16 protein-coding genes are annotated in these 17,657 nt (G+C 40.5%); 12 read left to right on the top strand and 4 right to left on the bottom strand.

Going from position 1 to position 17,657, the window contains the following annotated elements:
• Nucleotides 1–438 precede the first annotated feature (438 nt).
• The 5 genes from L6I86_RS10645 (at nucleotide 439) to L6I86_RS10625 (ending at nucleotide 5,028) form a co-directional block, all read left to right on the top strand.
• Entirely contained in the window at nucleotides 439–1,089 is a 651-nt protein-coding gene (locus tag L6I86_RS10645; RefSeq protein ID WP_236286911.1) for a TetR/AcrR family transcriptional regulator, read from the top strand.
• 128 nt (nucleotides 1,090–1,217) lie between these two features.
• A complete protein-coding gene (locus L6I86_RS10640; protein WP_236286910.1) occupies nucleotides 1,218–2,831 on the top strand; it encodes a beta-N-acetylhexosaminidase in 1,614 nt (537 codons plus the stop codon).
• A 22-nt stretch (nucleotides 2,832–2,853) separates the two neighbouring features.
• Nucleotides 2,854–4,218 (top strand): MFS transporter, encoded by a 1,365-nt coding sequence (locus L6I86_RS10635; protein WP_236286909.1) that lies wholly within the window; start codon nucleotides 2,854–2,856, stop codon nucleotides 4,216–4,218.
• Nucleotides 4,219–4,479: 261 nt separating this feature from the next.
• Nucleotides 4,480–4,653, top strand: a complete 174-nt coding sequence (locus L6I86_RS10630) for a hypothetical protein (RefSeq protein WP_236286906.1) — start codon at nucleotides 4,480–4,482, stop codon at nucleotides 4,651–4,653.
• A gap of 48 nt (nucleotides 4,654–4,701) precedes the next feature.
• Entirely contained in the window at nucleotides 4,702–5,028 is a 327-nt protein-coding gene (locus L6I86_RS10625) for a hypothetical protein (protein ID WP_236286904.1), read from the top strand.
• A gap of 256 nt (nucleotides 5,029–5,284) precedes the next feature.
• Here L6I86_RS10625 and L6I86_RS10620 read toward each other — a convergent pair whose 3' ends face one another.
• The 3 genes from L6I86_RS10620 to L6I86_RS10610 are packed head-to-tail and all read right to left on the bottom strand — an operon-like array spanning nucleotide 5,285 to nucleotide 8,938.
• Nucleotides 5,285–6,385 (bottom strand): GerAB/ArcD/ProY family transporter, encoded by a 1,101-nt coding sequence (locus tag L6I86_RS10620; RefSeq protein ID WP_236286900.1) that lies wholly within the window; start codon nucleotides 6,383–6,385, stop codon nucleotides 5,285–5,287.
• Nucleotides 6,375–7,442 (bottom strand): Ger(x)C family spore germination protein, encoded by a 1,068-nt coding sequence (locus L6I86_RS10615; protein WP_236286898.1) that lies wholly within the window; start codon nucleotides 7,440–7,442, stop codon nucleotides 6,375–6,377. The genes L6I86_RS10620 and L6I86_RS10615 overlap by 11 nt, the downstream gene beginning before the upstream one ends.
• Nucleotides 7,443–7,471: 29 nt before the next feature.
• On the bottom strand, nucleotides 7,472–8,938 hold the full coding sequence (locus L6I86_RS10610; RefSeq protein WP_420851871.1) for a spore germination protein: 1,467 nt from the start codon (nucleotides 8,936–8,938) through the stop codon (nucleotides 7,472–7,474).
• A 285-nt stretch (nucleotides 8,939–9,223) separates the two neighbouring features.
• Between L6I86_RS10610 and L6I86_RS10605 the strand changes: the two genes are divergently transcribed.
• The 6 genes from L6I86_RS10605 (at nucleotide 9,224) to L6I86_RS10580 (ending at nucleotide 13,817) form a co-directional block, all read left to right on the top strand.
• Nucleotides 9,224–9,580 carry an NUDIX hydrolase gene (locus L6I86_RS10605; RefSeq protein ID WP_420851867.1) on the top strand — a complete coding sequence of 119 codons (357 nt, stop codon included), beginning with the start codon at nucleotides 9,224–9,226 and terminating at the stop codon, nucleotides 9,578–9,580.
• Between the two features lie 251 nt (nucleotides 9,581–9,831).
• Nucleotides 9,832–10,107 (top strand): hypothetical protein, encoded by a 276-nt coding sequence (locus L6I86_RS10600; RefSeq protein ID WP_236286896.1) that lies wholly within the window; start codon nucleotides 9,832–9,834, stop codon nucleotides 10,105–10,107.
• 471 nt (nucleotides 10,108–10,578) lie between these two features.
• Nucleotides 10,579–11,910 carry an epoxide hydrolase family protein gene (locus tag L6I86_RS10595; protein ID WP_236286893.1) on the top strand — a complete coding sequence of 444 codons (1,332 nt, stop codon included), beginning with the start codon at nucleotides 10,579–10,581 and terminating at the stop codon, nucleotides 11,908–11,910.
• Nucleotides 11,911–12,138: 228 nt separating this feature from the next.
• On the top strand, nucleotides 12,139–12,375 hold the full coding sequence (locus L6I86_RS10590; RefSeq protein ID WP_236286891.1) for a hypothetical protein: 237 nt from the start codon (nucleotides 12,139–12,141) through the stop codon (nucleotides 12,373–12,375).
• Nucleotides 12,376–12,712: 337 nt separating this feature from the next.
• Nucleotides 12,713–13,147: an Imm26 family immunity protein gene (locus tag L6I86_RS10585; RefSeq protein WP_236286889.1), complete on the top strand. Its 435-nt coding sequence runs from the start codon at nucleotides 12,713–12,715 to the stop codon at nucleotides 13,145–13,147.
• Nucleotides 13,148–13,316: 169 nt separating this feature from the next.
• Nucleotides 13,317–13,817, top strand: a complete 501-nt coding sequence (locus L6I86_RS10580; protein WP_236286887.1) for a DUF4871 domain-containing protein — start codon at nucleotides 13,317–13,319, stop codon at nucleotides 13,815–13,817.
• 311 nt (nucleotides 13,818–14,128) lie between these two features.
• Here L6I86_RS10580 and L6I86_RS10575 read toward each other — a convergent pair whose 3' ends face one another.
• The gene (locus L6I86_RS10575; protein WP_236286885.1) at nucleotides 14,129–15,316 is read right to left on the bottom strand and encodes a hypothetical protein; all 1,188 of its coding nucleotides are present in this window, start codon (nucleotides 15,314–15,316) and stop codon (nucleotides 14,129–14,131) included.
• Nucleotides 15,317–16,001: 685 nt separating this feature from the next.
• Here L6I86_RS10575 and L6I86_RS10570 point away from each other — a divergent pair.
• The gene (locus L6I86_RS10570) at nucleotides 16,002–17,636 is read left to right on the top strand and encodes a carboxypeptidase-like regulatory domain-containing protein (protein ID WP_236286883.1); all 1,635 of its coding nucleotides are present in this window, start codon (nucleotides 16,002–16,004) and stop codon (nucleotides 17,634–17,636) included.
• The last annotated feature ends 21 nt before the right edge of the window (nucleotides 17,637–17,657 follow it).

Here is a 17,657-nt window from a genome sequence, read left to right as displayed (position 1 = left end):
GTCTCAACAACCTAGTATTCTTAAGATTACTATATTTCAAGGTGATGAAATCCTGCGAATGAATGAGTTTACGTGAGATAAACCCTTAAAACTGAGGGATGTAAGAACGATAGTTAAGTAATTGTTACATGATTGACATCTTATTTTCATCTGGTATTAATCATGAAAGGTTATAATAATAGTCGACCCCCTTTAAAATATAAACTTAGACCCACAGCCCGTTGCTGTGGGTCTTTTTTTTGTTATTAAGCTAAAGGCAGATTTGCGTGGTGGTAGTTGGTTTCTTTTGATAAACTTTTAATCTCAGTCCAGAGCTGCAGATTATTTTAGATGAATTAATGAGTTATAGGAAAATGGAATGATGGTGAGATTATCACTTTTTTTGTTTGCATATTTTTTTATTCCTTGTTAAATTGGATTAAGAAATGGGGGATTCCTTTGATCTTTGACGTTACCTATGATGAAAGCAAAACCAAACAAAATCAAAGAAATAACATATTAAATCAAGCTTTCAGATTATTCATCGAGAAGGGAATTCAAAATGCCACCTTACAGGACATTGCAGAAGCGTGCTCTATTCAGCGCCGAACGGTGTACTTATACTATAAAAATAAAGAGGATGTGGCTCTTGAATTAGTTAGAAACGTCATTTTGGAATTTAAAAGAGTCTCAGTATCCTCGAAAATTCCCGACTACCTAGACACTGGATATGCTCGTATCGAATATATGTTGTATACGTATTTAGAATATTTACTTAATAATGAAGATGTTGTCTTATTCACGGTTCAAGCGGACTATTTCTTTCATAAGAGCTATGGGGAAACGAATGCCGGTAATGCCTTTATTTCCGTGTACCAAGAACATGGTCAAATATTCCAGAATGAATTACAACGGGGGATAAAGGACGGAAGCATCAAAAAACAGTATTCTCAAAATCTTGAGGCCGTCTTCTTTGTTTCTCTATCAGCCGTTATGGCACTTGCTCAAAGATTTTTGTTCCGGGAAGAAATCATAAGAATGGAATCGGGACATGACAGAAAGAGCATTTCTCTACTCGTTGAGGTGATTTTAAGCGGTTTAAAAGCATAGTACTTATTCGATCCGTTCTCTGAGAATGGATTTTTTTGTTTTATTTATTTCACACTATGTGAAATAAATATTGATAAATTACGCATAGAGTGATAATATAATTTATGTCTTAGAAGGGGGAACAACAAATGCAAATCATTCCAAAGATTAATGGCAGCGTAACTAAGAGTGAACTTTATTTGATGTTGGATAGCCAATTTGAAATTCATGCTGGAAGCTTTAATCCGTCGATTGTGGAAATCTTCATAAAAAGAGTAAGTGAACATTGCCAGATTAACGGAAATGTAAGCGGTAACAGGAGTGCGAATATACAGCTCATTGCGGATTTAGATGGCAATATAGAAACATATTCGGTGGAAATCGGAGTTGATGGAATTCGTCTTTATGCTCAAGATGATGCAGGGATGACCTGGGCATTGACTTCATTGTATCAAATGATCGTTGAGGCGCAGAAAACCAATGACGGCAAGCTGATGTGCACAACTTTCAAAGATGGTCCCAAATACGCGCATAGAGGACTATTAATCGATGTGGCTCGGCATTTCTTCGGGGTTGAAGAAATGAAGAAAATTATCGAAGAGATGTCTTTGTATAAATTAAATGTGCTGCATTGGCATCTAACTGACGATCAAGCATGGCGCATCGAAAGCAAAATCTTTCCGAAGCTCAACGAAATCGGGTCCTTTGGCAACTATTACACCCATGACCAAATCAGAGAGGTTGTTGCCTTTGCAGCCAGCAGAGGCGTAGAAATTGTGCCAGAAATCGATATGCCTGGACATGCCTCTGCGGCTATTGCCGCATATCCCGAATTGAGCTGCTTCGATGAACAAATTCAAATTACCGGCAAAGCGGGTATTTATAAAGTCATCATGTGCGCAGGGAAAGAAACGACGTATGAATGGATTTATCAATTAATGGATGAGATTACAGCGCTATTTCCTTCCGAACGAATCCATCTGGGTGGCGACGAGTCTCCTAAAGAGAAGTGGAAAGCATGTCCGCATTGTAAAGAATCCATGATACAAAACGAAATTGATAACTTCGAAGAGTTGCAAGGCATTTTTACAGGGAAAGTCGCAGATTATTTAAAATTAAAGGGGAAAACAGTTACTTGTTGGAACGAGAGCTTAAAGGCTGAACGTATATCCAAAGACATTGCTGTGCAATACTGGATCGAAGCGGAACCCCAAAGTTATGTCTATCCGCATTTCGAGAAGGGTCAGCCCATGATTTTCTCTGAGGTCTTCCATATGTATTTTGATTATCCTTATAGTATTGTCCGTTTGAAGAAGACCTATGAGTATGAACCCAAAATTAGAGAAAATCTTAATCTGAAAGGCGACAATATTCTAGGGATTGAAGGCGCGATTTGGACGGAGCGTGTGCCAACATCGGAAATTCTCGAAGCGATGATTTCCCCTCGTATTCAAGCACTTGCCGAGGCAGCATGGACGGTTGATCGCAATTATGAAGACTTCTTGGTTCGCCTTAAGGCGCATGTCAATTATTTGGGTTTAAGCAAACTCGGTTCAACACCGCTTGAAGAGGCGACAATCCATGGAGAGCAGGCAAAGGAGCAGGCCATTTCATTTTTGCAAAGCTTTATGGGGATGATGTCCAGTCCTGACGTTGAATTGGAATTATCGCCGGAAGAATTAAAAGGGATGGCCGTGATGTTCATTACGAACATATTTGATGAAGAGACAGCCGCACAAATGTTGAAATCTTTGGGGTTTTAATAACGGGATATGGGGTGACACCATGAAGGAACAAACAACTAAATACGCAGCAACCCGATTTGAAAGAATCAGTTATGACATGTTTTTTACGGGTCAGAATATCATTTTCATGGTACTCTCTACTTTCATAGGCGTATATTATATGGGAACTCTGGGAATACCAGCTACAGTCGTGGCTGCCATACTCCTTTTTGCACGGATTTGGGATGCATTCATGGACCCACTCCTTGCGACAATCATCGAAAAATCCAAACTAAAAAGCGGGAAATTTAGACCATGGGTTATGATGGCTGCCATTTCTGTACCTCTGCTTACGGTATTGTGCTTTAGCTTTACCAATTTCCTAATTGACCAAAGTTTAACCGTGAGAATCATTTATGCTTCAATCACTTACTTTATCTGGGGTACCCTATATGCGGCAGCAGATGCTCCAGCTTACGCGCTTTCAACTGCCATGACACCTATTCCTGAAGAAAGAAACTTACTACTCACCTATAATAAGCTCACAGGGCTTTTGGGTGTCATTATCGGGATGGCCGTATTCCCAACGATACTCAATGCAACCAATAACAATTACTTTATCTCCGTCCTCATAATGTCCGTTATTGCTTTTCTGACGATGATTTTGATTCGTTTTACAAAGGAAAGAGTTAAACAAGAGGGAAGTAGCCATCCAACAGTTGGAGAAATCTTTAAGTCTGTCATAGGTAATAAGTACTTAGTCGTGATTGTTCTTGTAGGCTTGATTGCGAATGGTGCGAATTTCGCCATGACGCTGACACCTCTTGTTGCATCGGATATCTATGGAGATCCAACGAAAGTTTCGTTGATGCTAGGGATTGGGATTATTCCAATGCTATTAGTTGCACCACTATCACCGCTGCTTATTCGAAAATTTGGCAAAAAGAATTTAGCCATGTTCTCCTTTGCAGCAACTGCCATCTTCTCACTTCTTATCTTTTTCTTAGCTAGAGATAACTTTTCGTTGTTTCTCGTTTTATCCTTGGTCCGTGGGCTCTTATCCGCGCCATTCATCATTGTATCTGCCCTATTCTTTACTGATTGTATTGAGTATGACGATTACACAAATGGAAAAAGGTTTGAAGCCGTTACCTTCGCAGCCCAAACGTTTATGTCTAAACTCGTTGGCGCTATTTCCGGCGGCGTAGGCATGTGGATTATCGGAATTGCTGGTTATAAAGCTGCTGTTGCTGGCGAAACCGTTACACAAACTCCTGCTGCACTGAATGCTTTATGGGCTGCTATGAATTTAGGCGCAGCGGTCGGTTCAATAATTGCCATTATTATTATGATAAAATTCTACCATTTGACCGAAGATAAAGTGAAAATGATGATTCAATCTAATCTGCAGAGAGTTAAAGCCTAATAAGCTGATCATTAATAATACAAGCGGCGAGTTGATAAAGGAAAGATGTTCTTGGAGAGCTGCCTCTTTCCTTAGGTTGAAAAATAAACGTCCCTTACGCTAACAGTGAACGTTAGTTCAATATCAACAAAAGAAGTCAACCGACCTAGTGATCGGTTGACTTTTCTCAACTAATGGGCAGATTTGCGTGGTGTAGCTTATTTCTTTTGATAAACTTTTGTACAGATCTATACTAATAAAATCGTTATGGAGGAATTATAATTGGAAAAGTACAAAATATGTTATTCTGAATCTCTTGAGTTTGAATTTATAGGTGAACGTGATGAATACTACCTTGAGGGAAAATTCACTGACTGGAATAATAATATTAAAGAGAAACTTATGGGGTTAGAGGGTGAAAATGATGGTTGGTATCTTGATGGACTTCAGAATTGATTGTAGAACCATGATTTTATAATTGACGGTAAATCGTTATATGAGCTATTGAAAAAACACGGATATATTCCTTGTATTGGTCCAGGAATAAGTAAGTATAAGCAAGAAATAATTGAGGAGTTATCACTCAAAAGACTAAGTAAATTAGGCGAGAATCGCTATCCTCTTCTTACATGTGCAGACTGTGAAGATTTGAATTGCGGATTTATTTCAGCGATCATCGAAGAAGAAAATAATTTGATTATTTGGCGTGATTTCAAAAAAGGTGATCAGATGAAACTAAACCATTTAGGCCCTTATTATTTTGAAAAGAGTAATTACAAAAAAACTATAATGAATACATCTATTATTAAAAAATACTCTTTAAGTCAATAGTTCATTGCGCTAACTGGAAACGATAGTGAAACAGTGAAGGGCTGCCGCGTGGTAGCCCTTCACCCCGCTAACGGGCAGGATAGTTCAATAACTCTTTCGAAAACATCTTATTTTCTATGAGGTTGGCATGGAAATTTTAGGATCCGAAGACTCGTCAAACTAATGTTGATTTGATAACGGTCTCGAATGCGCTTCCTACCCAATATGAAACTGAGCTGGAACCGATTGCTTAGCAAATAAAGAAAGAGAAATAGAATTATTCTGTACTTAACTTAGCTTTTCTTCTATTACGGATTAAGTAAAGAATAAAAAGTAATGGCATGTAGGTGAACACAAAATAAATTCCAATATTTATAGTGAAGTTTCCTAGCGCATCAATCTGCAATTTTTCATTGAATTGAACAACAACTATGAAGAAAATCGTTAATATCAAAATTAAGGACATTCGGGGTTTGAGATTAGTGACTCTCTTCAAAATTCTCGTACAGCTCCATATTGAAATACAAAGTGATGAAATAAACATGATAAGCCAACAAAATATGAATATAAATTCGATTCTTTCTATGTAGTCAAACTGAATAATTTTGGTTATGCCTAAAAGGGGATAGAGCGTGTTTTTTAGCAGGCCCTGACTGTAAAAAAGCAGGTTGGAAATGGTTATCACAACGAATTGAAGAGTATTAATTACAATGCCTAAATGGGCCCATTTCGCTTGCTTTTCAACTGCTTTAATAAAAGGAAAGTAAACAAGAAGCGATTCGAAACCAATAAATATACCGTAAGAAGCTTTAGAAGCCCTGAGCAGCTCAGGAACGGAATGATTCCATACTGGCATTAAATAATTGAGGTTTCCAAATTTAATCGGGAAATAAATCAGAGGGAACAATAGGAAGGCAGTTATCGTAGAGAACAAAGCAAATCCGGTTAAAACCCTGAATCCTCCGGAAACAAGATAATAAATCAAACAAATGAATAAGGCGGCCAATTCCCAAGTTCTTATGGTCGGAAATACCCATACCTGTACAATGTCAATATAAGTTAGGAACACATATAAGGCTGAGATGAAGTAATATCCGATCATAAGTAACGAAAAAGCATTGCCCATGAAACGCCCGAAAATCAGTTGGTGCAAGTCAATGATGTCCTTAGCGGGATTACCCAGCATCTTAAACATCATCCAGATAATTAAATGAAGGCCTAAACCCATGATGAACACGGAGATCCAGGCATCTTGACCCGAGTATTTAAACATGATATTTGGAGAACCTAATCCTCCAATGCCAGACTGTGTAGCAAAGATCAAGAAAAACACGAAAAATCCTGAAATCAAGTAATTCTCCTTCACGCTATTCTGCACCAATGCCAACTCCCGAGTGAGATATATTAATCTCTGTATTCACTTCAAATTTGATATTAGGGTACGTTTTAGTTTTATATTCCTGCTCGTTCCAATTTCTATTATTACTTCTGTAAATCTCACCAAAACCAATCGGGTCCACAGCATTCATTTGGAATTTTTTTAACATGTCACTAATTCCGCTTGTAAAATGTTGTTCGATGTCATGTTTAAGTTCAAGTAAATCGCTTTTACTGACAGAGCTTTTTGTTTTTGGTAGTTCTCTCAGTTGTATATGTAGTTTCAGGGAGATGACTACAGAGTCATTCTGCTCATTGGTTATGTTTTTTTTCCCATGCAAGATCTTAAAATAAATGGGTTCATTTTCTCTCCCCAAAAATTCGTAGGCGCCGGTCATCGTTTTCGTTTTATCTTTGAGGAGTTTCAGTATGAAGGATTCTTTATCGTTCAGTAATAGACATAATTTGTCTTCTTTAAATACACCAACCCCATCCAAGCGAATTAAGCCATTTTTGTCTTGATTCAGTATAGGTAAATACACATCTTGACCTTCTCCATAGTATTGATCAAGCACCAAATGCACATTTGAAAAAGGAGTATTCCCATTTTTCATGTTCTGATTGATTTGATCCGTTAAATCGAATGGTGGATTATTTAAGGTTTCAGACATAATTGTGTTTACCTCTTGTTTGCTTATAACGATAGTAGCGTTATTACTCATAACTGGATCTCGAAGAAGACTGCTGGCTAGATCTTGAATGCTTTTTCTTGCAAACTTTTCACTAATAACGAGTGTCCTTACTTGTCCGCTCACGATGTGGTCATCAGATTGCTTATTGTGAGGGATCCAAATTCCGGAAAATGTTTGCGCTTCTGCGATCATCAATCGCAAACGTTTTTTCTTTTGATATGAAGCGTAAGAGGCGCTTACCTTAAATGTATCTCCTTGGACGTCAAAACCGAGGCTCTGCACAATTTTAATCTGATCTATAATTTCTCGTTTTGCACACCCGGATAAAAGGAAGCTAACGAGAAGAATGCTTACATACATTTTCATTCATGCTAGTTCCTTTCCTCCAGCGAAGTTTATTCATTATTGTAATCGTCACCGATGTCTTTATGTTTTCGGACGGTATATCTTCTAGCAAAGAGTGGACGTAAAAATCCAGGTCGATTCCATGTCAGGCTATAGGGAAGGCGTAAGAATTCTTTTAACCCTTTGGCTCGAAAAGGGAATACCGGAACAAGGTAAGGGGCACCGAAAGATTTCAAACGCAGCAGATGACCTAATAGGAACATTACTCCAATCATCATCCCTAAGCCGCCCCATGCGGCTGACAAGAAGATCATAGGAAACCGGAGGAAGCGTATCGTGTTGGCCATTTTGAAAATCGGCGTTGCGAAAGACGCTAGAGCGGAAAGCGAAACAATAATAATTAAGTTATTGCTCGTTAAGCCGGCTTGAACTGCTGCTTGACCTAGAACGACGCCGCCCACGATCCCTAGCGTTTGACCTACTTTTGTGGGAAGCCTGGCTCCAGCCTCGCGTAACAGCTCAACGGTTATCTCCATAAAGAGTACTTCCAAAAAAGGAGGAAAGGGTACGTTTGTTCTTGATTCGATAATTGGACCTAACAGCCCTCTTGGAACGACAGAATAATGAAAGGTCATGACGGAAACGTATAAGGGTGATGCAAAAATGGAAAATGTGACCCCCACATAACGAATGAGTCTAAAAAATGACCCTAGGACCCACGGCAAATAAAAGTCTTCCGGCGAGTAAAAAAAATCAAAAATGGTGGTGGGACCTGATATGACATAGGGGGAACCACTGCTAAAAACAGCAATATGCCCATTAATAAGGTTAAACTTCATTCGATCCACCCGTTCAGTCGACATAAATAAAGGGAATGGTGTATTGGAGTTGTCGGACATGATTTGGTCGAGTGTAGAGGTATCAAAGATCACGTCAAAGTCCAAATCCATGAGTCTTTGTCTTACGGTGTTTAGATGCTGAGGATTAACGATCCCATCCATATAGGCGATGACGACTCTTGTTTTGGAAATAGAACCTTTGATTTGTTCCTCAAGAACCAGCTTATCTGAGATAATTTCTTTTCGCAGTAAATTCAAATTGGTATCGAGATCTTCGACGAAAGCCACTTTCGGACCGATTACGCTATATTCGTTTTCTGATAAGTTATTTTTGCGATAGCCCTTTTCTACATCGGCAATATTAATTAATAAGCCTTCATTTAGATTGGTATCCAATTGTATATAGATGAAACCATGAAGAAGACTGAGTGAAATCTCACTTAGGTTTGATGAAAATTTGATACCTTCAATGGGGATGACATTTTTTAGATCGTTCAAATCATGGATTTCTGCGTTTGAGTATTGAATAACGGTGAATAGATCCCGATGTAGCATTTCATGATTTACAATGGAATTGTAAAATGACAAATGTAGAAGCTTATTTCGGATTGTCATATCGGATTGCATAAAATCATCCGACTTAGAAGCTTCATTTAAAGCTTCATATATATTTTCCAGTTTCGAATACCGCCCTTCTAACTTCTATACCTTTGTTCTTATGTTGTTAACTTAATTGGAAAATTATGCACTTCGTTATAACATTTCATCGGTTTGCGTTTCTCAGTAAATGATGAGAGCTAATAAAATATCATTGAACAAAAATACTCAAATTGGTCTTATAGGAACACAAACTGAACTTCATTGCGCTAACGGAAACGATACTTGAAACGGCTGCCGCGAAGCAGTCATTATTCGTTAACGGGAAGCTATGCTTGGAGCAGATTGGAAAGGGGGGGGGTTGTATTGGGTTACATAATGGAATTAAGGAAGTTAGTTGGGTCGAGACCACTTATAATGACAGGTGCTTGCGTTTTATTGTGTAACAATAAAAAATTGTTGTTACAACGTAGAACCGACAACGGTTTATGGGGATTACCTGGCGGTTCTATGGAACCTGGAGAAAGTCTTGAGGAGGTTGCTAAAAGGGAACTCTTTGAGGAAACAGGGCTTGAAGCTAAGAGCCTTGAAATGTTTCGCGTCTTCTCTGGAAAAGATCTGTATTATAAATATCCTCATGGTGATGAAGTATATAATGTTGTTTCCGCTTATGTATGTTCCGACTTCGAAGGAGCCCTGAAAGAAGACGGAGTCGAAGTATAAGATTCTTTAGTTTTTCTGAAATACCAAACGAATTATCGCCCCCAGACAAACCTGTAATTTATAAATTCCTCGAATCGTTAAACTAATGTAGTAACGTTAGTTACATACACTATCAATATAAGGCTGCCGGCATAATCGGCAGCCTTTGCTCAACTCCCTCAGAGAATAGGGCAGCATTAGCGAAACATAAATGACTTTTAGTACGTCTAATATATTAATTACCAATTTCAGGTAAATCAAAGGAGGAAGACATGTCGCAGAAAAAGGGGTATGCACTCTTTATTATGATTTGGCTTACAGTTTTAACAATATGGGCAGTTAATAAAATAGTGGTTCCTCTTAGCAATAACTTGGTGACAGTTCAAGGTATACCTGGTCAACCAACGACTCAGCAAATTTCTACAGTACAAATTGATAAAGATACTGTATGGGTAATTGAATCCAACAGTAACTTAATAAAAGTTATAACGCATGATACGGATGGTTATCATATGAAACAAATAAAAATGTCTATCCAAAATCAATAATGAGCAATGAAAGTTGCACTTATACTTTACTTAAAGAACAAGAGATTAAAGGGGCCGGTATTATTGTCCCGAAAGAACATAGGGAAACTGTTTTTGACTTAACTCAAGAAAGTCGATTAAGCTATCGGAAAATGTTTTTTCAATAAACACACCAAGATGAGGCTGCCAGCATGATTGGCAGCCTTTTTCTCAACTAAAGGGCAGATTAGTTTAATGCACACTTGTGGTAAAATGTGGTCAATAGCTTATTTTCATTAAAAGGGGTTGAAGAGTAGTATGGACTCCGTTGTGGTTAAATTAAATATTGATGAAAACACCTGTCCAAGGAAAATAAAGTATTAGACTGAATAAAGTTGTAGACTGCTGGGTGTTTCAGCATTTACTCCGAAAAATTGAATAAGAATTGCACTTCGGATGGAATCTAACGGAAGGGTATCCATAAAAAACTTTCCGAATGGAGAATTACTACTTATGAGCAGCAGATACTGGTTTCGATTGGCAATGATTTTGGTCCTGTCCCTAGTATTGACGGTCTGCGGCACTAATGCCAATGCTAAAGGCGGGAATCCTGAAGCAAATCCCCAAAAATCCGAAACGAATCAAAAGGATATAAATAAACTACCTACAGACAAGAACGCCATTCGTCCGTTTCATGTGAATGTTCCGGAAGCGGAACTTACTGAATTGCGCAGGCTCATAAACACGACAAAATGGCCTGATAAGGAAACGGTCTTGGATCAATCGCAAGGCGTGCAGTTCGCGACGATTCAGGAACTCGCGCGCTATTGGGCGACAGATTACGATTGGCACAAGTTCGAGGCGAAGCTGAACGCCCTGCCGCAGTTCATCACCAATATCGATGGTGAGGACATTCACTTCATTCACGTTCGTTCGAAGCATAAAGATGCTTTGCCCCTCATCATCACGCATGGATGGCCCGGATCGATCATCGAGATGATGAAGATTATCGGGCCGCTTACCGATCCCACGGCATATGGCGGGAAGGAATCAGACGCTTTCGATGTGGTGATTCCGTCGATGCCCGGCTATGGGTTTTCGGGCAAGCCGACCAAGGTCGGCTGGGACCCCGACCGCATCGCACGTGCCTGGGCAGTGCTGATGAAGCGCCTTGGATACACGAAGTATGTGGCGCAAGGCGGCGACTGGGGTGCGATTATCACGGATTTGATGGCTGTACAGAAGGCTCCGGGACTGGTCGGCATTCACTCCAACATGCCTGGCACTGTTCCGCCCGACATTGATAAGGCGATCAAGTACGGCAATCCGCTGCCCTCCGGTCTCTCAGCCGAAGAGAAGCGCGCGGTCCAGCAGCTGGACTTCTTCTACAAACACAGCGGTTACGCCTTCTTGATGGGGACGCGCCCGCAGACGCTGACCGGACTGGCGGATTCGCCTGTCGGTTTGGCAGCCTATATGATTGACCATGACGCGAAGAGTCTGGAGCTGATCTCACAGGCTTTTGCCGGACACCCCGGAGGCCTTACGCGAGACGATGTGCTCGACAACATCACGCTCTACTGGCTGACGAACACAGCGATTTCTGCGGCTCGTCTCTACTGGGAGAACAAGTACTCCTTCTTCGACGTCAAAGGCGTATCTATCCCGGTAGCCGTAAGCGTCTTTCCTGATGAGCTCTATCAGGCCCCGAAGAGTTGGACGAAGAAGGCGTATCCCAAACTTATGTATTACAACAAGCTCGACAAGGGCGGTCACTTCGCGGCATGGGAGCAGCCAGAGCTTTTCACTGCAGAACTCCGCGCCGCATTCAAGTCGCTACGCTAATCGGAGTCAGGTGGAATACGCTGATTTTGAACCGATTGATTCATATCTTAAAGAGTAAACAATCATGAAAAGTAATCTTGAGGAGTAGCCGCGGAACTAAGCTAACGGGAACGTTTGATAGTTCAATCTCAAAAGGACTACTATGGAGCAGGTTAATGTAAAAACTCTATAGAATTGAACTGTAACTTTTGTCTGAAATGTAGCGTCTTTTCCTTTAGGGGTGAGATCATGAATAAGAAGCTTTTCTTCATTGTAGTAGCAACTTTAATAATAATTCTTTCAGGTTGTTCTTCAGCTCCAAAAACTGAGAGCAGTAAAAATGAATTGGAGTACGGTAAAACTGTACGTGTAACTTTGGTTTGGAATGACAATATTTACGAGTTGGTTTCTGAGTCGGTACCAATTGATAAAATTGATAAGGAAATTGGAGTAGTGAATGAACAAGTTAGTCCGTACCCAACCTAATGGTGAGGTGGGTAGAAATACACCTGAGGGACCTATGATTATCCGCAATGGGGGAGGGAAATTATATGCAATAAAAGGCGTAAGTCAGCAGCAACAAATAGTTATTGAACTCTCAAAAGATGAATTCAAAAAATGCATCTTTTTCACTAAGTTATCATAGTTAATTGCAACATGCTTTTGTGATTACGCTAACGCAGAACGATAGCGCGGCGATGGAAACGGATCCATCGCTTTTTTTGTTTCTGTTCGAACCGCTCAACTATCGGGCAGGATAATTGAAATGTAATGCGAATTCTAAAAGGAATTAATGTTCAGTTGGTTGAAAAGGAGTAGCGAAATGTCACAACAGAAACGCCACCGCTATAAACTTGGGAACGTATATGCAATTCCATTACCGAACGGAAAGCTTGGTTTTGGTAGAACGATGGAAGATGCAGGTTTAGCAGTTTATAAACATATTGGAGAAAGCGAATTTGACGTGCCGAAGACCGAAGACTACCAGTTTATCGTTGGTGTATATAGGCATGCTTTAAGGTCGGATGGTTGGGTTGTTGTTGGCAATCGCCCTTTCAAAGCCGATGAAGACCCATTTCCTCCACCACAGTGCATCTTTGACCAAATTTCAGGAGGATACCAAATATATCACAGAGGCGAAATGCGTAACTCAACTAAAGAGGAATGTGAAGGTCTGGAAATTGCGGCGGTGTGGGATGCCAACCACATTATTGACAGGATTATGGGTGATGACAAGTGGCATCGAACATTACGCTAACGTAAGAACGTTTGTTTAATATGAAATCAGTACAAGGCTGCTGGTATGAATAGGTAGCCTTATTAAAGTAACAGGGAGCATAGTCCAATTGAAATTGTTAAAAAATGGTAATTTTAATAAATTTAGAGCATACAGTGTGCAAAATTCATCCAATTACAGGGGGGGCATTATGAGATTAAAATTAGGATATATAGTTTTACTGTTATTCTTAATCGGTTGTTCTAAAACTGATACCAGCGTAATGACCAAGGAAAGCCCAAAAGTATTAGACGAAGACAAATCATGGAAGATAAGCAGTATCTTTAAAGTCGATGATTATATGCTGTTAGGTGAACAAGGAAAGATAGGATTCATTTATAACGATCAAGAGGTAGTTCGTTTTTATCCTGGGAAAAAACAAAAGTATATGTGGCATTTTTGGGCTGATACACCACAAGAAACGCAAAATTTATTTGGTAAAAAAGTGAAGATTGTTGGAGTTAGCAAACAAACTGGTGAGAAAGTAAATGTATTTGAAGGTAGTATTGGTATTCCAAATACAAATATAAAAGATAATGATAAGGCAGGTAAAATGCCTTCAACGATGACTTTACCTTCAAAAGGTTTATGGAGACTAGAAGCTTATGTAGATGAAAAGCTATTCGGTAGCGTGGTTGTAGAAGTACACTAATACTGCTTTGGTAATCAATATTAAACTAACGAGAAACGTTTGTTCAATAAAAAAGCGACAGTCAAGGACTATTTTCACGTCCATGGCTGCCGCTGATCTAAATAATATGGTCAATCTAAGACTTATTTAACGAATTGTGACGCGAAAAACCGCGTGGTTTCAATGTATCCAGTCTAAAACTTTATTTTCCCACAACGCGGTACTTTTTAATCTACTTATAGAGATAACGATTGGATAGCTCTTGAAATGCGATCCGGTGGAACTTTTTCTTATCAAGCATCAATTTCTGAGCCATTTGCTTGTAGATTCGCTTATACCGAGGGTTCGGAGAGCTGTCCGCCGCCTGTTCCAAAGCGAGTGCCATCATGGTTAGCTCCTGACCGTCGAAGGCATCTATAACATTTTTGTATAGCAGTTTTTTCGCCAGCTCGCGGTACATTCTGGACTGAAACCGACTCTCCGTCTTCTTTGACCATTGCACCAAAACGTTCATAATAATCAGTTTGTCGTTTAACGTTAGCTTGATCTTGGCTTTTGTGCAGCGCATCTAAGATACACTCCTTTGTTCTCGATTGGCTGAAGCAATTATCGAGAGCAGGAGCGACAGGAGGTCGCAGCGGCGGAGCATGTGACCAATTTAAGTAATGTCGGGTCCGGCAATGCCAAGACATTCGGCTACACTGTATCATAGCATCGGCTTTATCAATCAGCACCGCTTTGCAATTACTTCCGGAATACGAAGGCTTCGCTTTGCCATCTTTGACACTTGCAGCCAAAGGCAACAGCGAGCCTACAGCTGATGCAGACGGAGGCAGCGTAGGTTCCGATGACGGTATAGTCGGGATCGTTTCTCTTTCCGGAAATTGGCTTGTTTTTGCAGACATAAATTTATTCGAGGAATTCGCGATTGCCGATTGGTGACCCTTTTCCTTGGATAAAGGCGGCGTAGGCTTCGGGCTTGATTGAATTTCAGCGGTGTATGAACCTCCCGCAGTCTCCAAACGGCTCGCAACAGGCAATGAGGGGGTAGTCGAAGGTGCTATGCCCGAAGGACCAGCTTTCGGGGTCGGCGATTTATCCGCAGAGGCGCTCTCAGCGGGCGAAATAACCAAGTCCAACACCGGCTGCACACCTACCGCTTCCGCGACCGGTTGCACAACTTTGTCCGTCAGCTCCTCAGCCGCTTTCGCGATAGGCTTCAGTGGGTCCGTTACCGCTTCCGCGACCGGTTGCACAACTTTGTCCGTCAGCTCCTCAGCCGCTTCCGCGATAGGCTTCAGTGGGTCCGTCACCGCTTCTGCGACCGGCTGCACAACTTTGTCCGTCAGTTCCACTGCCGCTCCTGCGATAGGCTTCAGCGGGTCCGTCACCGCTTCTGCAACCGGTTGCACAACTTTGTCCGTCAGCTCCCCAGCCGCTTCCGCGATAGGCTTCAACGGGTCCGTCACCGCTTCTGCTATCGGTAGAGCGATTTTATTCAATGGCTCAATGAAACCCAAGGCCCCCGTAGCATAAGTTAAATGGATTCCTACCAAAAAAGGCAATGCGAGCAAAATCAATGTGATGACGAGGCCTTTCAAAAGCTTTCACCTCTCTTTACAGTTAAGGCGAACCTCATATGGAAACATTCGCCATTTATCCACATGTATCCTGTAAAATGCATCCAAATTGAGTCTTTCGATCTAAAAGTAGCACTTTTGTGCTATCAGTCATAACCACTCACCCGTAAACGGGTCGACCAGCTCTTTCATCGTTAACCGACGAGCTGGGGGTTTCAACGTAACTGAAGAGGAAAAGCAATTATGCACGCCTCTTTCCCGAGGGTGCTTGAAATAAGCATGTTTAAGCAGCTTATTCACCACGGCTCCTAACAAAACTACAATCCACTCGACTAACTGAAGCAAATTACATCGACGTGAAGACGGACTTTGTGTATGAGATACACCATAATGAAAAATTGGATTCCATTGACTAACGAGCAGTATCGGTTTGTCTGGGACAAATCTGAGAAGTTTGAGAAGGTTGGATGCCCCTTTTTGAATTTGAGGAGGTAAATAAACATAAGAAATGATACAATATGTATCAGTAAAATGAAAGGAGGTTGCTATGTACATGTTTCAATGATCTTCTATAGGAATAAACTCTTGATAATGTATTCTAATTGAATTAACTGGAGGAAGAAGTATGAAATTGGCAAATAACATTGATAATAGGACATGTACATATCTTCTAATTCTCTTCATTACTCTAACCTTTCTTTTTATCACAAATAGCTCTTATGCAGTAGGAATCGATTCAAATAGTCCAGAACTAAGCGCGGCTGAGGCAGAGCTGCAAGGTACAATTACTGACGAATTTGGAGCTCCAATTAAAGGAACACAAGTTGAAGTATTTACTTACTATTTTTCTGCAACATTGCCAACTCTTGCAGTCGCAACAACAGATGAAAATGGACATTATACCATACAACAATTCGATAGAAGTGCTAGGCCCGGATATCAGGGTATAAAATTTTCTATCAAAGGTTATCAAGTATACAGATCCCTTCCATCCTCTGTTCATATATTTAATTTCCGTTTTCCAGATGTATTATCTTCTGTGAGCGGAAACATAACGTTAGATAGATTGGGGGCAATTCCAATCCCAGGATATACTGTTTCGTATGATATATGTGTAAGTTCCGGACACTGTATGCCATTACACTCTGCTATAACTGATGATACAGGCCATTTCACAATTACTTATATTGAATCAGATTATGGAGATCCAGGGCATAGAGGTGTTAATGCCGATCCAAATCATAGTGGATTTGAAATAGGAAAAACTGCTATCTCTCCCCCTCCTGGAACGTTGTATGGCGTTGTAAATGGATTTTTAGAATTAGCAAATGCGAACGTTAGAGTGAATGGTACCGTTGAATTGGTCGATGTAGGTACTACAAAAATTAATCTTTATGGTGCGTTTGCATTTTTTAATTTACTAGATAAGGAATACAGTTTAAAAATTACACCTTCAGACTGGGATGCGCAATATTTTGTACCAATTCAAAAAAATAACGTCCGACCAAGCAATACTCCATTGGCTATAATTCTTCCGCCTGCGCCGGATCTGAAACCGCCTGTAACTACCGATGATTCGACTCTTGGCTGGCACAATGACGACCAGACTATACATTTGGGCGCAACTGATGAACGCAGTGGTGTGCAGACGACTTATTTCAGCTTAGATAACGCTACTTTTGCTGAAGGCAATGTCGTTTCCATCAATGGTGACGGTGTTCACTCCCTTCAGTATTTCAGCATAGACAAGGCAGGCAACCAAGAGGAACTCAAAACCGTAAAAGTCAAAATTGACAAAACTAAGCCATACGTAGTTCCGCCCATATCCATGTCGTTTTACCAGACTGATGTGATTAATCTTCATTTTGATATTAACGATCCTTTAAGCGGTGTTACTTTATCGGAGATCGTGCTGGATAATTCAGTTATCGAAAACCCAACATCATTCGAGCTGCTAGCTTTGACGGTCGGCGATCATGCCATTCATATTACGGCATCGGATGCGGTAGGAAATAGCACTGAAATCAATTTTGTGCTACATATTTCAATTAACTCCGCCCATTTCATGGAGGTGCTCAAGATCGGGCAAGATAGAGGCTTGATCGATAATATGGGCATTTACAAAAGTTTATCGGAAAAGGCCAAGCACTCATCCTGGGATGCACTTGAGAAGGAAATAAGTGCTCAGTCCGGTAAACATATTAATTCCGATTACGCAAGTCTGCTCCTGGATGACATTAAGTATATAACGACGCATTAATGGCCGATAGATCCTGCTTGA

This window comes from Paenibacillus allorhizoplanae, assembly GCF_927798215.1.
GTDB lineage: Bacteria > Bacillota > Bacilli > Paenibacillales > NBRC-103111 > Paenibacillus_E > Paenibacillus_E allorhizoplanae.
This window is presented reverse-complemented; position numbering and strand designations above follow the sequence as displayed.